The organism is Allobosea minatitlanensis, from assembly GCF_964020775.1.
The window spans coordinates 2,545,402-2,560,166 of sequence record NZ_OZ224509.1 but is presented as its reverse complement, the minus strand read 5'-3'; the positions used below and the strand labels follow the sequence as shown (position 1 = coordinate 2,560,166).

Genomic DNA, 14,765 nt, shown 5'->3' with positions numbered 1-14,765 from the left:
AAGGATTTGAGACATGGCAGCGATCACCGCCGCACTCGTGAAGGAACTCCGCGACAAGACCGGCGCGGGCATGATGGACTGCAAGGCCGCGCTCTCCGCCAATGACGGCAACCTCGAGGCCGCCATCGACTGGCTGCGCGCCAAGGGCCTCGCCAAGGCCGCCAAGAAGGCCGGCCGCGTCGCCGCCGAGGGCCTGGTCGCGGTCGCCGTGCAGGGCCATGAGGGCGTGGTCGTCGAGGTCAACTCCGAGACCGACTTCGTCGCGCGCAATCCGGAATTCCAGGCGCTCGCCAAGACCATCGCCGATGTCGCGCTGGAGCGCGGCGGCGACGTCGAGGCGCTGCTCGGCCATCATTATCCGGGCGGCGGCACCGTGCAGGAGGCGATCGCCAACGCCATCGCCACCATCGGCGAGAACATGACGCTGCGCCGCGTCGCCGCGCTCAAGGTCTCCTCGGGCGTGATCGGCTCCTATGTCCATGGCGCGATCGCCGAAGGCCTCGGCAAGATCGGCGTCATCGTCGCGCTCGAATCGACCGGCAAGGGCGACGAGCTCGCCGCGCTCGGCCGGCAGCTCGCCATGCATGTCGCCGCCACCAGCCCGGTCGCGCTCGACCTCGCTTCGGTCGACCCGGAGGTCCTGGAGCGCGAGAAGGCGATCCTGGCCGAGAAGAATGCCGGCAAGCCCGCCCATGTCCTCGAGAAGATCACCGAGAGCGGCCTGAAGAGCTACGCCAAGGAGCACTGCCTGCTTGAGCAGGCCTATATCCATGACGGCTCGAAGTCGGTCGCGCAGGTCCTCAAGGAGATCGAGGGCAAGGTCGGCGCGCCGGTGAAGCTCTCCGGCTTCGCCCGCTTCGCGCTCGGCGAGGGCATCGAGAAGGAAGAGCAGGACTTCGCCGCCGAGGTCGCCGCCGTCGGCGGCACCGCGGGCTGAGCGATCCGGCTTCCCGCCCGGGAGATACGCGCCGCGAGCGGCGGCTTTGCGCCGCCCGGGCCATGCTCCGGGCCGGGCACGGGCTGACAAGCCCCGGACGAGGTGACAGAAAGGCCGCGCATCGCGCGGCCTTTCTTGTAGGAAGGGTAGCCGGCGATTCCCGGCGGCAGCCAGAATGACGGAGAGATCACCGATGAGGCCCAAACGCGTTCTCGTGAAGCTCTCCGGCGAAGCCCTGGCCGGCCCGCAGGGGACCGGGCTCGACGGCGGCACGCTGGTGGCGCTCGCGGCCGACATCGCCCATGCCTCCCGCGAGGGCGTCGAGGTCGGCATCGTGGTCGGCGGCGGCAATTTCTTCCGCGGCGTGCAGGGCCTCAACAAGGGGCTCGACCGCACCACCGCCGATTCGATCGGCATGCTCGGCACGGTGATGAACGCGCTGGCGCTGGAGCACGCCATCGAGGCGGCCGGCGCGCCGGCGCGCGCCATGTCGGCGGTGCCGATGCCCTCGCTCTGCGAGAGCTATGCCCGCAAGCGCGCGCTCGACCATCTCAGCAACGGCAAGGTCGTCATCCTGGGCGGCGGCACCGGCAACCCCTATTTCACCACCGACACCGGCGCGGCCCTGCGCGCGGCCGAGCTCGACTGCAGCCATCTGCTCAAGGCGACGCAGGTCGACGGCGTCTACAGCGCCGACCCCAAGAAGGACCCGAGCGCCACGCGCTACGACACGCTCACCCATGAGGAGGCGATCCGCCGCGACCTCAAGGTGATGGATACGGCCGCCTTCGCGCTGGCGCGCGACGCGCTGCTCACCATCGTCGTCTTCTCGATCGCCGAGACCGGCGCCCTCGCCGCCGTGCTGCGCGGCGAGGGCAGGGCGACCTATGTGACTCCGTGAGGCGTGGGCGACCCTGAAGAGGGGCGCCGGCCATCCCGGGCAACCGCAGCGAGACCCGGGATCCATGCTTGAAGCTTCATCGGCCGCGCCCTGGCACGGATCCCGGATCTTCGCTTCGCCCCGTCCGGGAAGACGACCATTTCCCGCTCGATGCGCTGTCCGGCCTGCCGATCCCCAGGAGGGCGGAAGAGCGCCAATCCTCAATAAATGCGCCAGATCCCCGGCGTCATCAGCTCGAGCAGATGGCCGTCGGGATCGCGGAAGTAGAGGCTCCTGCCGCCGCGGTCCCACTGCATCCGGCCCTCCACGGCGATGCCGGACCGTTCCAGCTTCTCCTCCCAGGCCGCCAGCTCGGCCTCGTCGACGGCGAAGGCGATATGCAGGGGGCCTTGCCCGTCATGCGGCGGAATGCTGCCGCCGGGGGCGGTCTGCGTAGCCAGCGAGGCCCCGCGCCGGAACAGCAGCAGCACGCTCCGCCCGCCGACGTCGCAGGCGACCAGCGTCGGGGTGCTGAGCAGCGGCGCCAGGCCGAGCTTCGTCTCGTAGAAGTCGCGGGCGCGTTCGAGGTCGTCGACATAGAGCGCGGTCTCGACGATGCGGTTGAGGCGGGGCACGGCGGTTCTCCCAAGGTTTCCGCAAACCGCAACTGGCTCGCGGTGGCTCGCGGGTGGGGGCGAGGCGCTCGATCGTCGCGCGCCTCCCGGGCGCGGTAACGATGATCTATCCCATTGCTGGCGCATCGGATTTTTCCGAAAAGCGGATTCCACTTTTTCGGTCCGATGCTCTAGGGTTAGATCGGGTGTCCGGGAGGAGACTTCCAGCCCTCTTCCCCGTCGCCCGGCCGAAGGCTCGCCCGTCCGCGCGGCTTTCCCCTTGCCCGCCGGCGGGGAACATGCTGTTCGGGCAGGTAGAGCTTGACCCTGTGCTGTCCCGCCGCCATGGTCGCGCCGATTTTTGATTATCTGCAAGGTCTTGATTGAAATGGCCCAGACGACGTTCGACCTCGCCGACCTCAAGCGCCGCATGGCCGGCGCCGTGCAGTCCTTCAAGGGCGATCTCGCTTCGCTGCGCTCCGGTCGCGCCTCCGCCAACATGCTCGACCCGATCATGGTCGAGGCTTATGGCGCCCGCACGCCGCTGAGCCAGCTCGCCACCGTCTCCGTGCCCGAGCCGCGCCTGCTCAGCGTCCAGGTCTGGGACCGCTCGATGGTGCAGGCCGTCGACAAGGCGGTGCGCGAATCCGATCTCGGCCTGAACCCGCAGACCGAGGGCCAGGTGCTGCGCATCCGCATCCCGGAGCTGAACGAGCAGCGCCGCAAGGAGATGGTCAAGGTCGCGCATAAATACGCCGAGGAATCCAAGATCGCCGTGCGCCATGTCCGCCGCGACGGCATCGACATCCTCAAGAAGCTGGAGAAGGACGGCGACATGACCAAGGACGACGCCCAGCGCCAGTCCGACCAGGTCCAGAAGGCGACCGACCAGCACATCGCCGAGATCGACCAGGCGCTCGCCGCCAAGGAAAAGGAAATCCTGCACGTCTGACGAAACCGCCCTGCGGGGCGGCGCGCCTTCATCATCCGGCCCAGCGAGGCTCATCCGCATGTCATCCGGCCAGGGGGGCCCGACCCCCACCCATGTCGCCATCATCATGGATGGAAACGGCCGCTGGGCGCAGATGCGCGGCCTGCCGCGCCAGGAAGGCCACCGGCGCGGCCTCGAGGCGCTGCGGCGCACGGTGCGCAACGCCAGCGACCTCGGCATCGGTGTGCTGACGCTCTACAGCTTCTCGACCGAGAACTGGCGCCGGCCCCAGGCCGAGGTCAGCTTCCTGATGGGGCTGCTCAGGCATTTCGTCGAGAAGGACCTCGCCGAGCTCTCCGCCGCCAATGTGCAGGTGCGCATCATCGGCAGCCGGCAGGATCTGGCGCCGGATCTGCGCCGCCTTGTCGAGCATGCCGAGGCGCGCACCCGCGGCAATACCGGCCTGATCCTGGCGATCGCCTTCAATTACGGGGCGCGCGACGAGATCGTCCGCGCCGCCCGCGCCCTGGCCGCCGATGCCGCGGCCGGGCGCGTCGAGCCCCGCGCCATCGACGAGGCGGCGCTCTCCGCCCGGCTCGACACCCATGACCTGCCCGATCCCGAGCTGGTGATCCGGACCTCGGGCGAGACCCGCATCTCGAATTTCCTGCTCTGGCAGGCGGCCTATGCCGAATTCGTCTTCACCCCGGTGATGTGGCCGGATTTCGACCGCGCCGCCTTCGAGGACGCTCTGGCGCAGTACCGGCAGCGCGAGCGCCGCTTCGGCGGCCTCTCGACGCCGCCAGGCCGCAGCGTGGGCGTGGCGTGAATGGGCCTCTCCCCGCGTCCGCGCCGGGCTCGAGCGAGCTGAGGCGGCGGGTCGTCTCGGCGCTCGTCCTCGCGGCCGTCGTCCTCGCCCTGACCCTGTGGGGCGGCTGGCCGTTCCGGCTGGCCTGGGTGCTGGTCGCGGGCCTCGTCGCCTATGAATGGTTTTCCATCGTCAGCCGCGCCAATGCGGTGGCGGCCGGGGCCGGGGTCGTCCTGGCCGGGCTCGTCCTGGCCGTGCTGCCGGTTTCGGCGGGCGCCGTGGCGGGCGTGACCGCCGCCGCCGCCCTGCTCGGGGCGCTGGCGGCGCCCTTCGTCCGGGCGCGGCTGCCGCTCGAGCTCTGCGGTGTCGCCTACGCGCTCGCCTTCGCCATGATCACGCCGGCCCTGCGCGACCGGCCCGCGGTCGGGCTTGCCCTGATCCTGTGGAGCTTCGCGGTCGTCTGGCTGACCGACATCGCCGCCTATTTCTCCGGTCGGCGGTTCGGCGGGCCGAAGCTGATGCCGCGCGTCAGCCCCAAGAAGACCTGGTCCGGCGCCATCGGCGGCACGCTGGCCGGCACGCTGGCGGGCGCGCTGGTCTGGAGCTGGGCGGCCGGCGGCGCGCCTGCCGCGAGCGGCCGGGTGCTCGCCGCCTCGCTCGTCGCCTCGGTCGCCAGCCAGGCCGGCGACCTCTACGAATCCGCGCTCAAGCGCCGTTTCGGTACCAAGGATTCGAGCGGCCTCATTCCCGGCCATGGCGGCTTCCTCGACAGGCTCGACGGCTATTGGGCGGTGCTGGTGCTGGCCGGGCTTGTTCTCTTCGCCTTCCAAGCCGATTTCTGAACCGATGTCGCTTCGCACCGTCACGCTTCTGGGAGCGACCGGCTCCGTCGGCCGGTCCGTGCGCGACGTCGTCGCCGAGAACCCGCAGCGATTGGCCATCGGCAGCGTGGTGGCCGGGCGCGACGCCGAAGCGCTCGCCCATGTCGCGATCGAGACGGGCGCGTGCTTCGCCGCCTTGGCCGACGAGGCCGCCGGCGGGGCGCTGAAGCAGGCGCTGGCCGGTACCGGAATCGCGAGCGGGGCAGGGCGCATGGCCGTGCTCGAGGCGGTCGCCCGGCCGGCCGACATCGTCGTCAGCGCGATCGCGGGCGCGGCGGGGCTGGAGGCGACCTTCGCCGCGCTCGTGCCCGGTCGGGTCATCGCCCTCGCCAACAAGGAAAGTCTCGTCTGCGCCGGCGAGGCCGTGATGGCGCGCGCCGCCGCCGTCGGTGCCCGGATGCTGCCGCTCGATTCCGAGCACAACGCCCTGTTCCAGGTGCTCGGCGCGGAGCCGCTCGATTCGATCCGCGGCATGACGCTGACCGCCTCCGGCGGGCCGTTCCGAAGCTGGAGCGCGGAAGAGATCGCCCGGGCCCGGCCCGAACAGGCGCTGAAGCACCCGAACTACGCCATGGGCGCCAAGATCACCGTCGATTCCGCCAGCCTGATGAACAAGGGGCTCGAGGTGATCGAGGCCCGCTTCCTCTTCGGCCTGCGCGCGGAGCAGCTCGACGTGCTGGTGCATCCGCAGCAGGTCGTGCACGGGCTCGTTACCTTCCGGGACGGCTCGGTCAGCGCCGGCATGGCGGTGCCCGACATGCGGGTCGCGGCGGCGCATTGCCTCGGCATCGACGGCCGCCTCGACGCGCCGCCGGCCCGCTTCCTCGACCTCGCCGCGGGCGAGCCGCTGAGCTTCGAGCGGCCCGATCTGGAGCGCTTCCCGGCGCTCGGCCTGGCATTGGCGGCCCTGGCGGAGGGCGGCGCGAAGCCCGCCATCCTCAACGCCGCGAACGAGGTGGCGGTCGCGGCCTTCCTGGCGGGGCGGATCGGGTTCCCGGGCATCGCCGCGCTCGTCGCGGAGGTCTGCGCCCGCGATTGCGGCGGCTTCGGCACCCCGCGCGACGTCGCGGAGGCGCTCGCCATTGACCATGACGCGCGGCGACGGGCCGCCTCGCTCTTGTCGCAAGCCCGGTTCACTGTCACCTAACGGGGAGGAGCAGGAGAGTTCGATGGAAATCTTGGGGTCGATCGGCAGCGCGGGACATTTCCTGCTCGGATATCTGGTGCCGTTCCTGTTCGTGCTGACCTTGGTCGTCTTCGTCCACGAGCTCGGCCATTTCCTGGTCGGCCGCTGGTGCGGCGTCGACGTGAAGACCTTCTCCATCGGCTTCGGCCGTGAGCTCTTCGGCTTCCATGACAGGCACGGCACGCGCTGGCGCTTCGCGCTGATCCCGCTCGGCGGCTACGTCAAGTTCTCCGGCGACGCCGATGCGGCCAGCGCTCCGGACGACGAGGCGGTCGGGCGCATGTCGCCGCAGGAGCGGGCGCGCTCCTTCCCGGCGCAGTCGATCGGCGAGCGCGCCGCCATCGTCGCCGCCGGCCCGATCGCCAATTTCCTGCTCGCGATCCTGATCTTCGCCGGGTCGGCCTTCATCTTCGGCAAGCAGGTGCTGACGCCGCGCGTCGACGCGGTCGTCGCCGGCAGCGCCGCCGAGCGCGCCGGTCTGCTGCCGGGCGATCTCGTCGTCGCCATCGACGGGCAGCCGATCCACAGCTTCTCCGACATGCAGCGCATCGTCTCGACCCGGCCCGACGAGACCCTCTCCATCACCCTCGCGCGCGGCGCCGACACGGTGACGCTGCCGGTGACGCCGGCGCTGGTCGAGATGGATTCCCCACTCGGCAAGCAGCGCATCGGCGTGATCGGCGTCAAGGCCTCGCCCAAGCCCGAGGACTGGACGACCCAGCGCTTCGGCCTCGCCGATTCCGTCAGGCAGGGCTTCACCGAGAGCTGGTTCATCGTCGCGCAGACCTATGACTACGTCGCCAAGCTGGTCCGCGGCCGGGCCTCGACCGACCAGCTCTCCGGCCCGATTCGGATCGCGCAGGTCTCCGGCGCTGTGGCCCAGAACGCCGGCCTGCTCGGCCTGATCAACCTCGCCGCCATCCTCTCGGTCTCGATCGGCCTGATGAACCTGCTGCCGGTGCCCATGCTCGATGGCGGGCACCTGCTGTTCTATCTCTACGAGGCGGTGCGCGGCCGGCCGCTCAGCCCGCGCGCCCAGGAGATCGGCTTCCGCCTCGGCCTCGCCCTGGTGCTGATGCTGATGCTGTTCGTGACCTGGAACGACCTCGTCCACGTCAAGGGCCTGCTCTGACCGGCTGCCGCGGCGCCGCTTTGGGGCGGAATCACGGCGGCCCGCGTGGCGCCCCGGCAACGAAGCCTTTAAAAATACTTTATTAACGATGATGCCGGTTTGCACCTCGCAGGAAACTTTGTAGAAGCGATTGCACTGCAAATCTCGCCCTGCCGCGATCCTCCGGATGGCGGACCCCTGTTGGGGTGGTGACCAGAGAAATGGAATAGGCGACCCGATGACGTCGACCCAAAAGAGCCGGACGACCAAGGCGCGGCTCTCTCGATCGATCGGACTTTCGGCCCTGATCTTGGCCGTGAGTGGTGGCGTAGCGTTCGCGCAGGCCGTGGTTGTCCACGGCAACCGGCGCGTCGATGCCGAGACGATCCGCTCCTATGCCGTGGGCCGTGAGAATCCGCAGGAGATTCGCGAGGGCCTGCTGGCGACCGGGCTGTTCAGCAGCGTCCAGGTCAGCCGCCGCGGCGCGCAGACCGTGATCTCCGTCAAGGAGCAGGGCGGGACCATCAACCGCGTCGCCTTCGAGGGCAATCGCCGCCTGAAGAGCGACCAGCTTTCGCCGCTGGTGCAGTCCAGGGCGGGCGGTCCGCTCAGCCAGGACCTCATCAATTCCGACGTCGAGCGCCTGCGCGAGGCCTATCGCCGCGCCGGCTACGGCCTGTCCTCGGTCAGCGGCCGCATCGCGCCGCTGCCGAACGGCCGGCAGGACGTCGTCTTCACCATCAACGAGAGCGGCAAGACCGGCATCAAGTCGATCAACTTCGCCGGCAACAGCGCCTATTCGGCCGGCCGCCTGCGCGGGCTGATGACCTCGACCGAGTCGAACTTCCTGAGCTGGGTCAAGACCTCCGACGTCTACGATCCGGACCGGATCAATTCCGACCTCGAGCTGATCCGCCGCTTCTATCTGAAGAACGGCTATGCCGACTTCCAGATCGTCAACAACAGCGCCCGCTTCGACGAGGCGGCCGGCGGCTGGGTGATCGACATCCAGGTCGAGGAAGGCCCGCAATACAAGGTCGGCAATGTCAGCGTCGACTCGTCGGTGCCGGGCGTCGATGCGGCGCGCCTGCAGCGCTATCTGGCGACTTCGACGGGCGACACCTACAACGCCGAGGCGGTCGAGAAGTCGCTCGTCGCCCTGACCACCGAAATCAACCGCGAGGGCCATGCCTTCGCGCAGGTCCGCCCGCGCGGCGACCGCGACGCGGCTGGCCACCTGATCGGCATCACCTATGTCGTCGACGAGGGCCCGCGCGTCTATGTCGAGCGCATCAATGTGCGCGGCAACACCCGCACCCGCGACTACGTCATCCGCCGCGAGCTCGATCTCGGCGAGGGCGACGCCTACAACAAGGTGATGATCGACCGGGCTGAGCGCCGCCTGAACAATCTCGGCTTCTTCAACAAGGTCCGCATCACCAACGAGCCCGGCTCGGCGCCGGACCGCGTCGTCGTCAACATCGACGTCGAGGACAAGGCGACCGGCTCCTTCTCGATCGCCGGCGGCTACTCGACCTCGGACGGCATGATCGGCGAGGTCTCGCTGTCGGAATCGAACTTCCTCGGCCGCGGTCAGTTCGTCCGCATCGCCGGCACGCTCGGCCAGCGCACGCAGGGCATCGATTTCTCCTTCACCGAGCCGTATTTCCTCGGCTACCGGGTGGCGGCGGGCTTCGACCTGTTCTCGAAGTACAACGACAACTATCACATCGGCCGCTTCGAGAGCCGCGTGACCGGCGGTCAGGTTCGCTTCACCTTCCCGATCACGGAAGAGTTCTCGGTCACGCCGCGCTACTCGCTCTATGTGACCGACATCAAGATCCCGAACGACTATAACCGGCCCTATAACGACTGTACCTATCCGATCCCGGGCATCACCCCCGAACCGGCGGGCGCGATCAGCTCGGATTCCTATTACAACTGCGTCACCAACGGCGAAGCCAGCGTCGCGGTCAAGGAAGCGCAGGGCTCGACCCTGACCTCGCTCGTCGGCCTGAACTTCAACTACAACTCGCTCGACAGCACGCAGAACCCGCGCAACGGCTTCATCGCGGAGCTGAAGCCGGAGTTCGCCGGTCTTGGCGGCGACTCGAAGTTCCTGCGCATCGCGGCCGATGCGCGCTATTATCGCGAGATCTTCGACGACGTCGTCGGCTTCATCCGTGTCCAGGGCGGTCACGTTCAGGCGACCAGCGGCAATCTCCGCATGGCCGACCATTACTTCCTCGGCCCGACCCTCGTTCGCGGCTTCGCGCCGTCCGGCATCGGCCCGCGCGACGTGATGAACGACCCGACGGCGAACGCGCTCGGCGGCACGACCTATTTCGGCGGCACGCTCGAGGTTCAGTTCCCGATCTGGGGGCTGCCGCGCGATATCGGCCTGCGCGGCGCGATCTTCGCGGATGCCGGTACGCTGTTCAATTACGACGGCGGCACGAAGTCGGTGCTGGGCAACTGCCCGGCGGGCACGGAGGCGCGCGCCTTCAACGTCCTTACCGGCGGTGCGCAGTCGAACATCGCCTGCGTGCGTGACAAGAACGTGCTGCGTTCGTCGATCGGCGCCTCGATCCTGTGGCAGTCTCCGCTGGGTCCGATCCGCTTCGACTACGCCTATGCGCTCACCAAGGATGACGGCCAGTGGGGTACGCTGAACGGCATCTCCGGCAAGTACGGCGGTGACCGCACCCAGGCCTTCCGCTTCTCGGGCGGCACGCGCTTCTGACGGGGCGGGGCTTCGGCCCCGCTTCGGATATCCCGATGGCAGATCCTGTTTTCTTTCCGTTCGCAACCTCGCTGGATTTCGGCGAGGTTGCAGGCATTTCGGGCGCCTCCTTGCCCGAGGGCGCCGATGCGGCGCGCCGGATCGAGGGCGCGGCCGCGCTGGAGACGGCCGGACCGGCCGATCTCGCCTATATGGACAACCCGAAATATGTCGAGGCGCTGGCCGGCACCAGGGCAGGGCTCTGCCTGGTTTCGCCACGCTTTGCCGACCGTGTGCCGGCCGGCACGGTCGCGCTGATCTCGCCGGCGCCCTACCATGCCTTCGCCCGAGTGCTTTCACGCTTCTTTCCGAGCGCGCTGCGGCCTGAATCTGTCTTCGCGTCGCAGGGCGTCGCGCCCGGCGCGATCGTCCACCCCACCGCTGTGCTCGAGGCCGGGGTCACCGTCGATCCGGGAGCCGTGATCGGACCGGGCGCGGAGATCGGGGCGGGCACCGTCGTTGCTTCTCACGCCGTCATCGGCCCGCAGGTCCGGATCGGGCGCAACTGCTCGATCGGTGCCGGCTGCACGATCCAGGCCGCGCTTGTCGGCAACCGGGTGATCGTCCATCCCGGCGCCCGCATCGGGCAGGACGGCTTCGGTTTCGCCATGAGCCCGAAAGGCCATATGAAGGTGCCGCAGATCGGCCGGGTCATCGTCCAGGACGATGTCGAGATCGGCGCCAACAGCACGATCGACCGCGGCGCCAGCCGCGACACGGTGATCGGCGAGGGCACCAAGATCGATAACCTCGTCCAGATCGGCCATAACTGCGTCATCGGCCGCCATTGCGTGATCTGCGCCCAGGTCGGGCTCGCCGGCTCCTCGACGCTGGAGGACTTCGTCGTCCTCGGCGGCCAGGTCGAACTCGCCGGCCATCTGACGGTCGGCGCCGGGGCGCAGGTCGCGGCCCAGAGCGGCGTCGCCGGCGATATTCCGCGCGGCGCCCGTTTCGGCGGCTATCCGGCGCAGCCGGCCTTGAGCTGGGCGCGCGAAAGCGCCTGGCTGAAGGCGGCGGTGGCGCGGCGCGGCCGCAAGGGAGACGACGTTCGGGACTGACGGGACGGAAAGCGCGTGCCTTCGCGGTTCCAGCGGGGCGGGCCGAGATTCCTGTTGCCGAACCCGGCTCCTTTCCGGCAAAGGGACGTGAAATCCGAGAGGCCCGTCAGCGCCGGGGACCAGGCGCGGCAGGCCGATAGCTCAAACGGCGCGAGGGCAGGGACAGCGCGCCGCAGTTGTGGAGAACAGGGGCGATGAGCGAAACGAAGACGACGCTGGATGTGATCGATATCCAGAAGATCATGACGTCGATTCCGCATCGCTACCCGTTCCTGCTGGTCGACCGCGTCGTCGAGATCAACGGCGACGAGAGCGGCGTCGGCATCAAGAACGTCACCGTCAACGAGCCGCAATTCACCGGCCATTTTCCGGAGCGGCCGGTCTTTCCGGGCGTGCTGATGATCGAGGGCATGGCCCAGACGGCCGGCGTGCTGGTGGTGAATGCGCGCGCCGTGGGCGAGCAGCAGGTCAATTCGGTGCTCTTCACCACCATCGACAAGGCCAAGTTCCGCAAGCCGGTCGTTCCGGGCGACCAGATCCGCTTCCATCTCACCAAGCTCGCCCGCCGGCGCAACATCTGGTTCTACCGCGGCGAGGCCAAGGTCGACGGCGTCCTCGTCGCCGAGGCCGAGATCTCGGCCATGGTGGCCTGAGCGGTCGGCGGCGCCAGCAAGGTCAATGAGCTTTCGATGAGCACCAGCATTCATCCCATGTCGATCGTCGACCCCAGGGCGCAGCTCGGGGACGGGGTGATCATCGGCCCCTTCTGCACGGTCGGCCCGGATGCGGTGCTCGGAGAGGGGGTCGAGCTGGTCAGCCATGTCGTGCTCGCCGGCCGGACCACGATCGGCCCGCGCACGCGGATCTACCCCTTCGCCTCGATCGGCCATCCGCCGCAGGACGTGAAATATCGCGGCGAGCCCTCGACCCTGACGATCGGCGCCGACTGCCAGATCCGCGAGGGCGTCACCATGAATCCCGGCACCGAGGGCGGCGGCATGGAAACCGTGGTCGGCGACCGCTGCTTCTTCCTGGCCAATTCCCATGTCGGCCATGACTGCCGGCTCGGTAACAACATCATCTTCTCCAACAACGTGATGTGCGCCGGGCATGTCACCATCGGCAACTTCGCCATCCTGAGCGGCGGCTGCGGCATCCAGCAATTCGTCCGCGTCGGCGACCACGCCTTCATCGGCGGCGGGGCCGGGGTGATGAGCGACGTCATTCCGTTCGGCACCGTCCGCGACAACCCCGCCCATCTGGCCGGGCTGAACCTGATCGGCCTCAAGCGGCGCGGCTTCACGCGCGAGCAGATCAACGAACTGCGCCGGGCCTACCGGCTGCTCTTCGCCGACGAAGGCACGCTCTCGGAGCGGGTCGAGGACGTGGCGAGCCAGTTCGCGGATCACCCCCTGGTTCACGAGATTCTCGATTTCATCAGGGAAGGCGGCGACAAGGCGCTGTGCGTGCCGCGTGACGTCACCGTACCGGAGCGGTGACGCGCCCGGCCGGTCCCGCCGGAGCTTCCGTCGCGCTTCTGGCGGGCGGCGGCGATTTTCCGATTGACCTGACGCGGATCCTCGTCGCCCGCGGCGAGAGCGTCTTCGTCGCGGCGCTCGACGGCGTCGCCGATCCGCAGGCCTTTCCGGGCGCGGAAGTCAGGATGATGCGCCTCGGCCAGCTCGGCAGCCTGCTCGACGAATTGCGCCGCCGCCGCATCGGCGACATCGTGATGCTGGGCGGCCTGCCGCGACCGAGCTTCGGCGCGCTGCGGCCCGAGCTGGCGACGCTGAAATACCTGCCTTACTTCGCCCGCGCCTTTCGCGGCGGCGACGACCACCTGCTCAGGAGGGTGGTGCGCTTCTTCGAGGATTACGGCTTCCGCGTCCACGGCCCGGCCGAGATCGCGCCGGAGCTGGCGGCTCCGCTCGGGCCGCTCGGTTCGCTGCGCGCCAACGAGGTCCAGCGCGAGCTGTTCCTGCGTGGCTTCTCCCTGCTCGACGCGCTGTCGCCCTTCGATATCGGGCAGGCCGCGATCCTCGCCGATCACCGCGTCGTCGCGGTCGAGGCGGCGGAGGGAACCGACGAGATGATCGCGCGCGTGGCCGAGCTGGTGGCGCGCCGGAGGCTCAGGCTGGACAAGCGGGACGGAGTGCTGGTCAAGGCCCCCAAGACCGGCCAGGATCTGCGCGTCGACATGCCGGCGATCGGCCCCCAGACGCTGCACAACATCGCCCGCGCCGGGCTCTCCGGCATCGCGCTCAGGGCCGGGCAGGTGCTGGTCGGCGATCGCGCCGGCCTCGGCCGCCTCGCTGACGAGCTCGGCCTGTTCGTCGAAGGGGTTGCCTGATGCGTCCGTTTCGCCTGGCCATGATCGCCGGGGAGGCCTCCGGCGATGCGCTGGCCCTGCGTTTCCTCGCCGCCCTGCGCCAGCGCCTCGGCGCGCGCGAGATCGAATTGCGCGGCGTCGGCGACCATGGCCTGCCGGAAGCGGGGCTGAAGCCGTTCTTCCCGCAAGCCGACATCGCCGTCATGGGTTTCGCGCCGGTGATCGCCCGCCTGCCGCTGCTGCTGCGCCGCATGGAGGATGCGGCGCGAGGCGTCGTCGCCTTCCGGCCCGACCTGCTGCTCACCATCGACAGCCCGGATTTCTGCCTGCGCGTCGCCCGGAAGGTGCGGGCGCGGGCGCCAGAGATCCCGATCGTGCACTGGGTCTGCCCCAGCGTCTGGGCCTGGCGTTCCGGCCGCGCCCCGGCGATGGCGCCGCATATCGACCGCATCCTCGCTTTGCTGCCCTTCGAGCCGGCGGCGCTCGCCCGGCTGCGCGGCCCGGAGACGGTCTATGTCGGCCATCCGCTGATGGAGCGGCTCGCCGAGTTCCGGCCCGGCAACGCGATCGAGCGGACGTCGCGCGACGATCAGGCACGCCCGCTCGTGCTCGTCCTGCCCGGCAGCCGGCGGGCCGAGATCAGGCACATCCTGCCGGTCTTCGGCGAGGCGGTCGCCCGGATCGCGGCCTCCGCCCCCGGCGCGCGCTTCGTCCTGCCGGCCGTCGCCCGCCTGCAGCCGATGATCGCCGAGATGATCGCCGGATGGCCGGTCGCACCCGAGATCGTCACCGGCGAAGCGGCCAAGCTCGCGGCCTTCCGCAACGCGCGAGCCGCCCTCGCGACCTCGGGCACCGTCACCCTGGAGCTCGCTCTGGCCGAGATCCCGACCGTCGCGGCCTATCGCGCCGCGGCCTGGGAGATCGCCATCGCCCGCCGGCTGGTCAAGCTGCCGAGCGTGATCCTGCCCAACCTGATCCTCGGCCGTAACATCGTGCCGGAATTCATCCAGGACGAGGCGACGCCGGATGCGCTGAGCCGCCACCTTCTGGCGCTGCTGCCCGAGGGAGCCGAGCGCCAGGCCCAGAGCGACGGCTTCGCCGAGCTCGAGGCGATCATGCGCTCGGCCGGCCCGAGCCCCGCCGCCAATGCGGTGGAGGCCGCCCTGGCGGTGGTCCAGGCGCGCAGCGGCAAGGCCGTCCTGGCGGGCTGAGCGCCCGTCGTCCCGCGGATTCTCCGGTCGCGGCCGC

At 69.5% G+C, this 14,765-nt stretch carries 14 protein-coding genes; 13 read left to right on the top strand and 1 reads right to left on the bottom strand.

The window, feature by feature from the left end; all coding sequences use genetic code 11:
• Positions 1-13 precede the first annotated feature (13 nt).
• Both tsf and pyrH read left to right on the top strand, forming a co-directional pair.
• Complete coding sequence (tsf, locus tag ACWH43_RS12665; protein ID WP_158443549.1) at positions 14-937, top strand: translation elongation factor Ts; 924 nt, start codon at positions 14-16, stop codon at positions 935-937.
• Positions 938-1,130: 193 nt separating this feature from the next.
• Positions 1,131-1,838 carry a UMP kinase gene (pyrH, locus tag ACWH43_RS12660; protein WP_260348337.1) on the top strand — a complete coding sequence of 236 codons (708 nt, stop codon included), beginning with the start codon at positions 1,131-1,133 and terminating at the stop codon, positions 1,836-1,838.
• Between the two features lie 200 nt (positions 1,839-2,038).
• Here pyrH and ACWH43_RS12655 read toward each other — a convergent pair whose 3' ends face one another.
• Positions 2,039-2,452, bottom strand: coding sequence for a VOC family protein (locus ACWH43_RS12655; protein WP_260348336.1), 414 nt, complete (start codon positions 2,450-2,452; stop codon positions 2,039-2,041).
• Positions 2,453-2,819: 367 nt separating this feature from the next.
• On the opposite strand from ACWH43_RS12655, the gene frr reads away from it, so the two are divergent.
• The 11 genes from frr (at position 2,820) to lpxB (ending at position 14,728) form a co-directional block, all read left to right on the top strand.
• Complete coding sequence (frr, locus tag ACWH43_RS12650) at positions 2,820-3,383, top strand: ribosome recycling factor (protein ID WP_158443552.1); 564 nt, start codon at positions 2,820-2,822, stop codon at positions 3,381-3,383.
• Positions 3,384-3,441: 58 nt separating this feature from the next.
• Entirely contained in the window at positions 3,442-4,191 is a 750-nt protein-coding gene (locus tag ACWH43_RS12645) for an isoprenyl transferase (protein ID WP_158443553.1), read from the top strand.
• A complete protein-coding gene (locus ACWH43_RS12640; protein ID WP_158443554.1) occupies positions 4,188-5,012 on the top strand; it encodes a phosphatidate cytidylyltransferase in 825 nt (274 codons plus the stop codon). The genes ACWH43_RS12645 and ACWH43_RS12640 overlap by 4 nt, the downstream gene beginning before the upstream one ends.
• A gap of 4 nt (positions 5,013-5,016) precedes the next feature.
• Positions 5,017-6,198: a 1-deoxy-D-xylulose-5-phosphate reductoisomerase gene (gene dxr / locus ACWH43_RS12635; protein ID WP_260348334.1), complete on the top strand. Its 1,182-nt coding sequence runs from the start codon at positions 5,017-5,019 to the stop codon at positions 6,196-6,198.
• A gap of 22 nt (positions 6,199-6,220) precedes the next feature.
• Positions 6,221-7,369 carry an RIP metalloprotease RseP gene (gene rseP / locus ACWH43_RS12630; protein WP_260348331.1) on the top strand — a complete coding sequence of 383 codons (1,149 nt, stop codon included), beginning with the start codon at positions 6,221-6,223 and terminating at the stop codon, positions 7,367-7,369.
• 217 nt (positions 7,370-7,586) lie between these two features.
• Positions 7,587-10,091, top strand: a complete 2,505-nt coding sequence (bamA, locus tag ACWH43_RS12625) for an outer membrane protein assembly factor BamA (protein WP_260348329.1) — start codon at positions 7,587-7,589, stop codon at positions 10,089-10,091.
• A 35-nt stretch (positions 10,092-10,126) separates the two neighbouring features.
• Positions 10,127-11,188, top strand: a complete 1,062-nt coding sequence (gene lpxD / locus ACWH43_RS12620) for a UDP-3-O-(3-hydroxymyristoyl)glucosamine N-acyltransferase (protein ID WP_448153489.1) — start codon at positions 10,127-10,129, stop codon at positions 11,186-11,188.
• A gap of 194 nt (positions 11,189-11,382) precedes the next feature.
• Positions 11,383-11,841, top strand: coding sequence for a 3-hydroxyacyl-ACP dehydratase FabZ (gene fabZ, locus ACWH43_RS12615; RefSeq protein WP_158443559.1), 459 nt, complete (start codon positions 11,383-11,385; stop codon positions 11,839-11,841).
• Between the two features lie 36 nt (positions 11,842-11,877).
• Positions 11,878-12,687 carry an acyl-ACP--UDP-N-acetylglucosamine O-acyltransferase gene (gene lpxA, locus ACWH43_RS12610; protein ID WP_158443560.1) on the top strand — a complete coding sequence of 270 codons (810 nt, stop codon included), beginning with the start codon at positions 11,878-11,880 and terminating at the stop codon, positions 12,685-12,687.
• Positions 12,684-13,538 carry an LpxI family protein gene (locus tag ACWH43_RS12605; RefSeq protein ID WP_158443561.1) on the top strand — a complete coding sequence of 285 codons (855 nt, stop codon included), beginning with the start codon at positions 12,684-12,686 and terminating at the stop codon, positions 13,536-13,538. The genes lpxA and ACWH43_RS12605 overlap by 4 nt, the downstream gene beginning before the upstream one ends.
• Positions 13,538-14,728 carry a lipid-A-disaccharide synthase gene (gene lpxB, locus ACWH43_RS12600; protein ID WP_158443562.1) on the top strand — a complete coding sequence of 397 codons (1,191 nt, stop codon included), beginning with the start codon at positions 13,538-13,540 and terminating at the stop codon, positions 14,726-14,728. The genes ACWH43_RS12605 and lpxB overlap by 1 nt, the downstream gene beginning before the upstream one ends.
• Positions 14,729-14,765: the final 37 nt, after the last annotated feature.

What these genes read in the sequence shown, in the direction of transcription:
- pyrH (WP_260348337.1), top strand. Translation starts at nt 1,131, where the DNA reads ATGAGGCCCAAACGCGTTCTCGTGAAGCTCTCCGGCGAAGCCCTGGCC.
- dxr (WP_260348334.1), top strand. Translation starts at nt 5,017, where the DNA reads ATGTCGCTTCGCACCGTCACGCTTCTGGGAGCGACCGGCTCCGTCGGC.
- lpxB (WP_158443562.1), top strand. Translation starts at nt 13,538, where the DNA reads ATGCGTCCGTTTCGCCTGGCCATGATCGCCGGGGAGGCCTCCGGCGAT.
- lpxD (WP_448153489.1), top strand. Translation starts at nt 10,127, where the DNA reads ATGGCAGATCCTGTTTTCTTTCCGTTCGCAACCTCGCTGGATTTCGGC.
- bamA (WP_260348329.1), top strand. Translation starts at nt 7,587, where the DNA reads ATGACGTCGACCCAAAAGAGCCGGACGACCAAGGCGCGGCTCTCTCGA.
- tsf (WP_158443549.1), top strand. Translation starts at nt 14, where the DNA reads ATGGCAGCGATCACCGCCGCACTCGTGAAGGAACTCCGCGACAAGACC.
- fabZ (WP_158443559.1), top strand. Translation starts at nt 11,383, where the DNA reads ATGAGCGAAACGAAGACGACGCTGGATGTGATCGATATCCAGAAGATC.
- rseP (WP_260348331.1), top strand. Translation starts at nt 6,221, where the DNA reads ATGGAAATCTTGGGGTCGATCGGCAGCGCGGGACATTTCCTGCTCGGA.
- lpxA (WP_158443560.1), top strand. Translation starts at nt 11,878, where the DNA reads ATGAGCACCAGCATTCATCCCATGTCGATCGTCGACCCCAGGGCGCAG.
- ACWH43_RS12645 (WP_158443553.1), top strand. Translation starts at nt 3,442, where the DNA reads ATGTCATCCGGCCAGGGGGGCCCGACCCCCACCCATGTCGCCATCATC.
- frr (WP_158443552.1), top strand. Translation starts at nt 2,820, where the DNA reads ATGGCCCAGACGACGTTCGACCTCGCCGACCTCAAGCGCCGCATGGCC.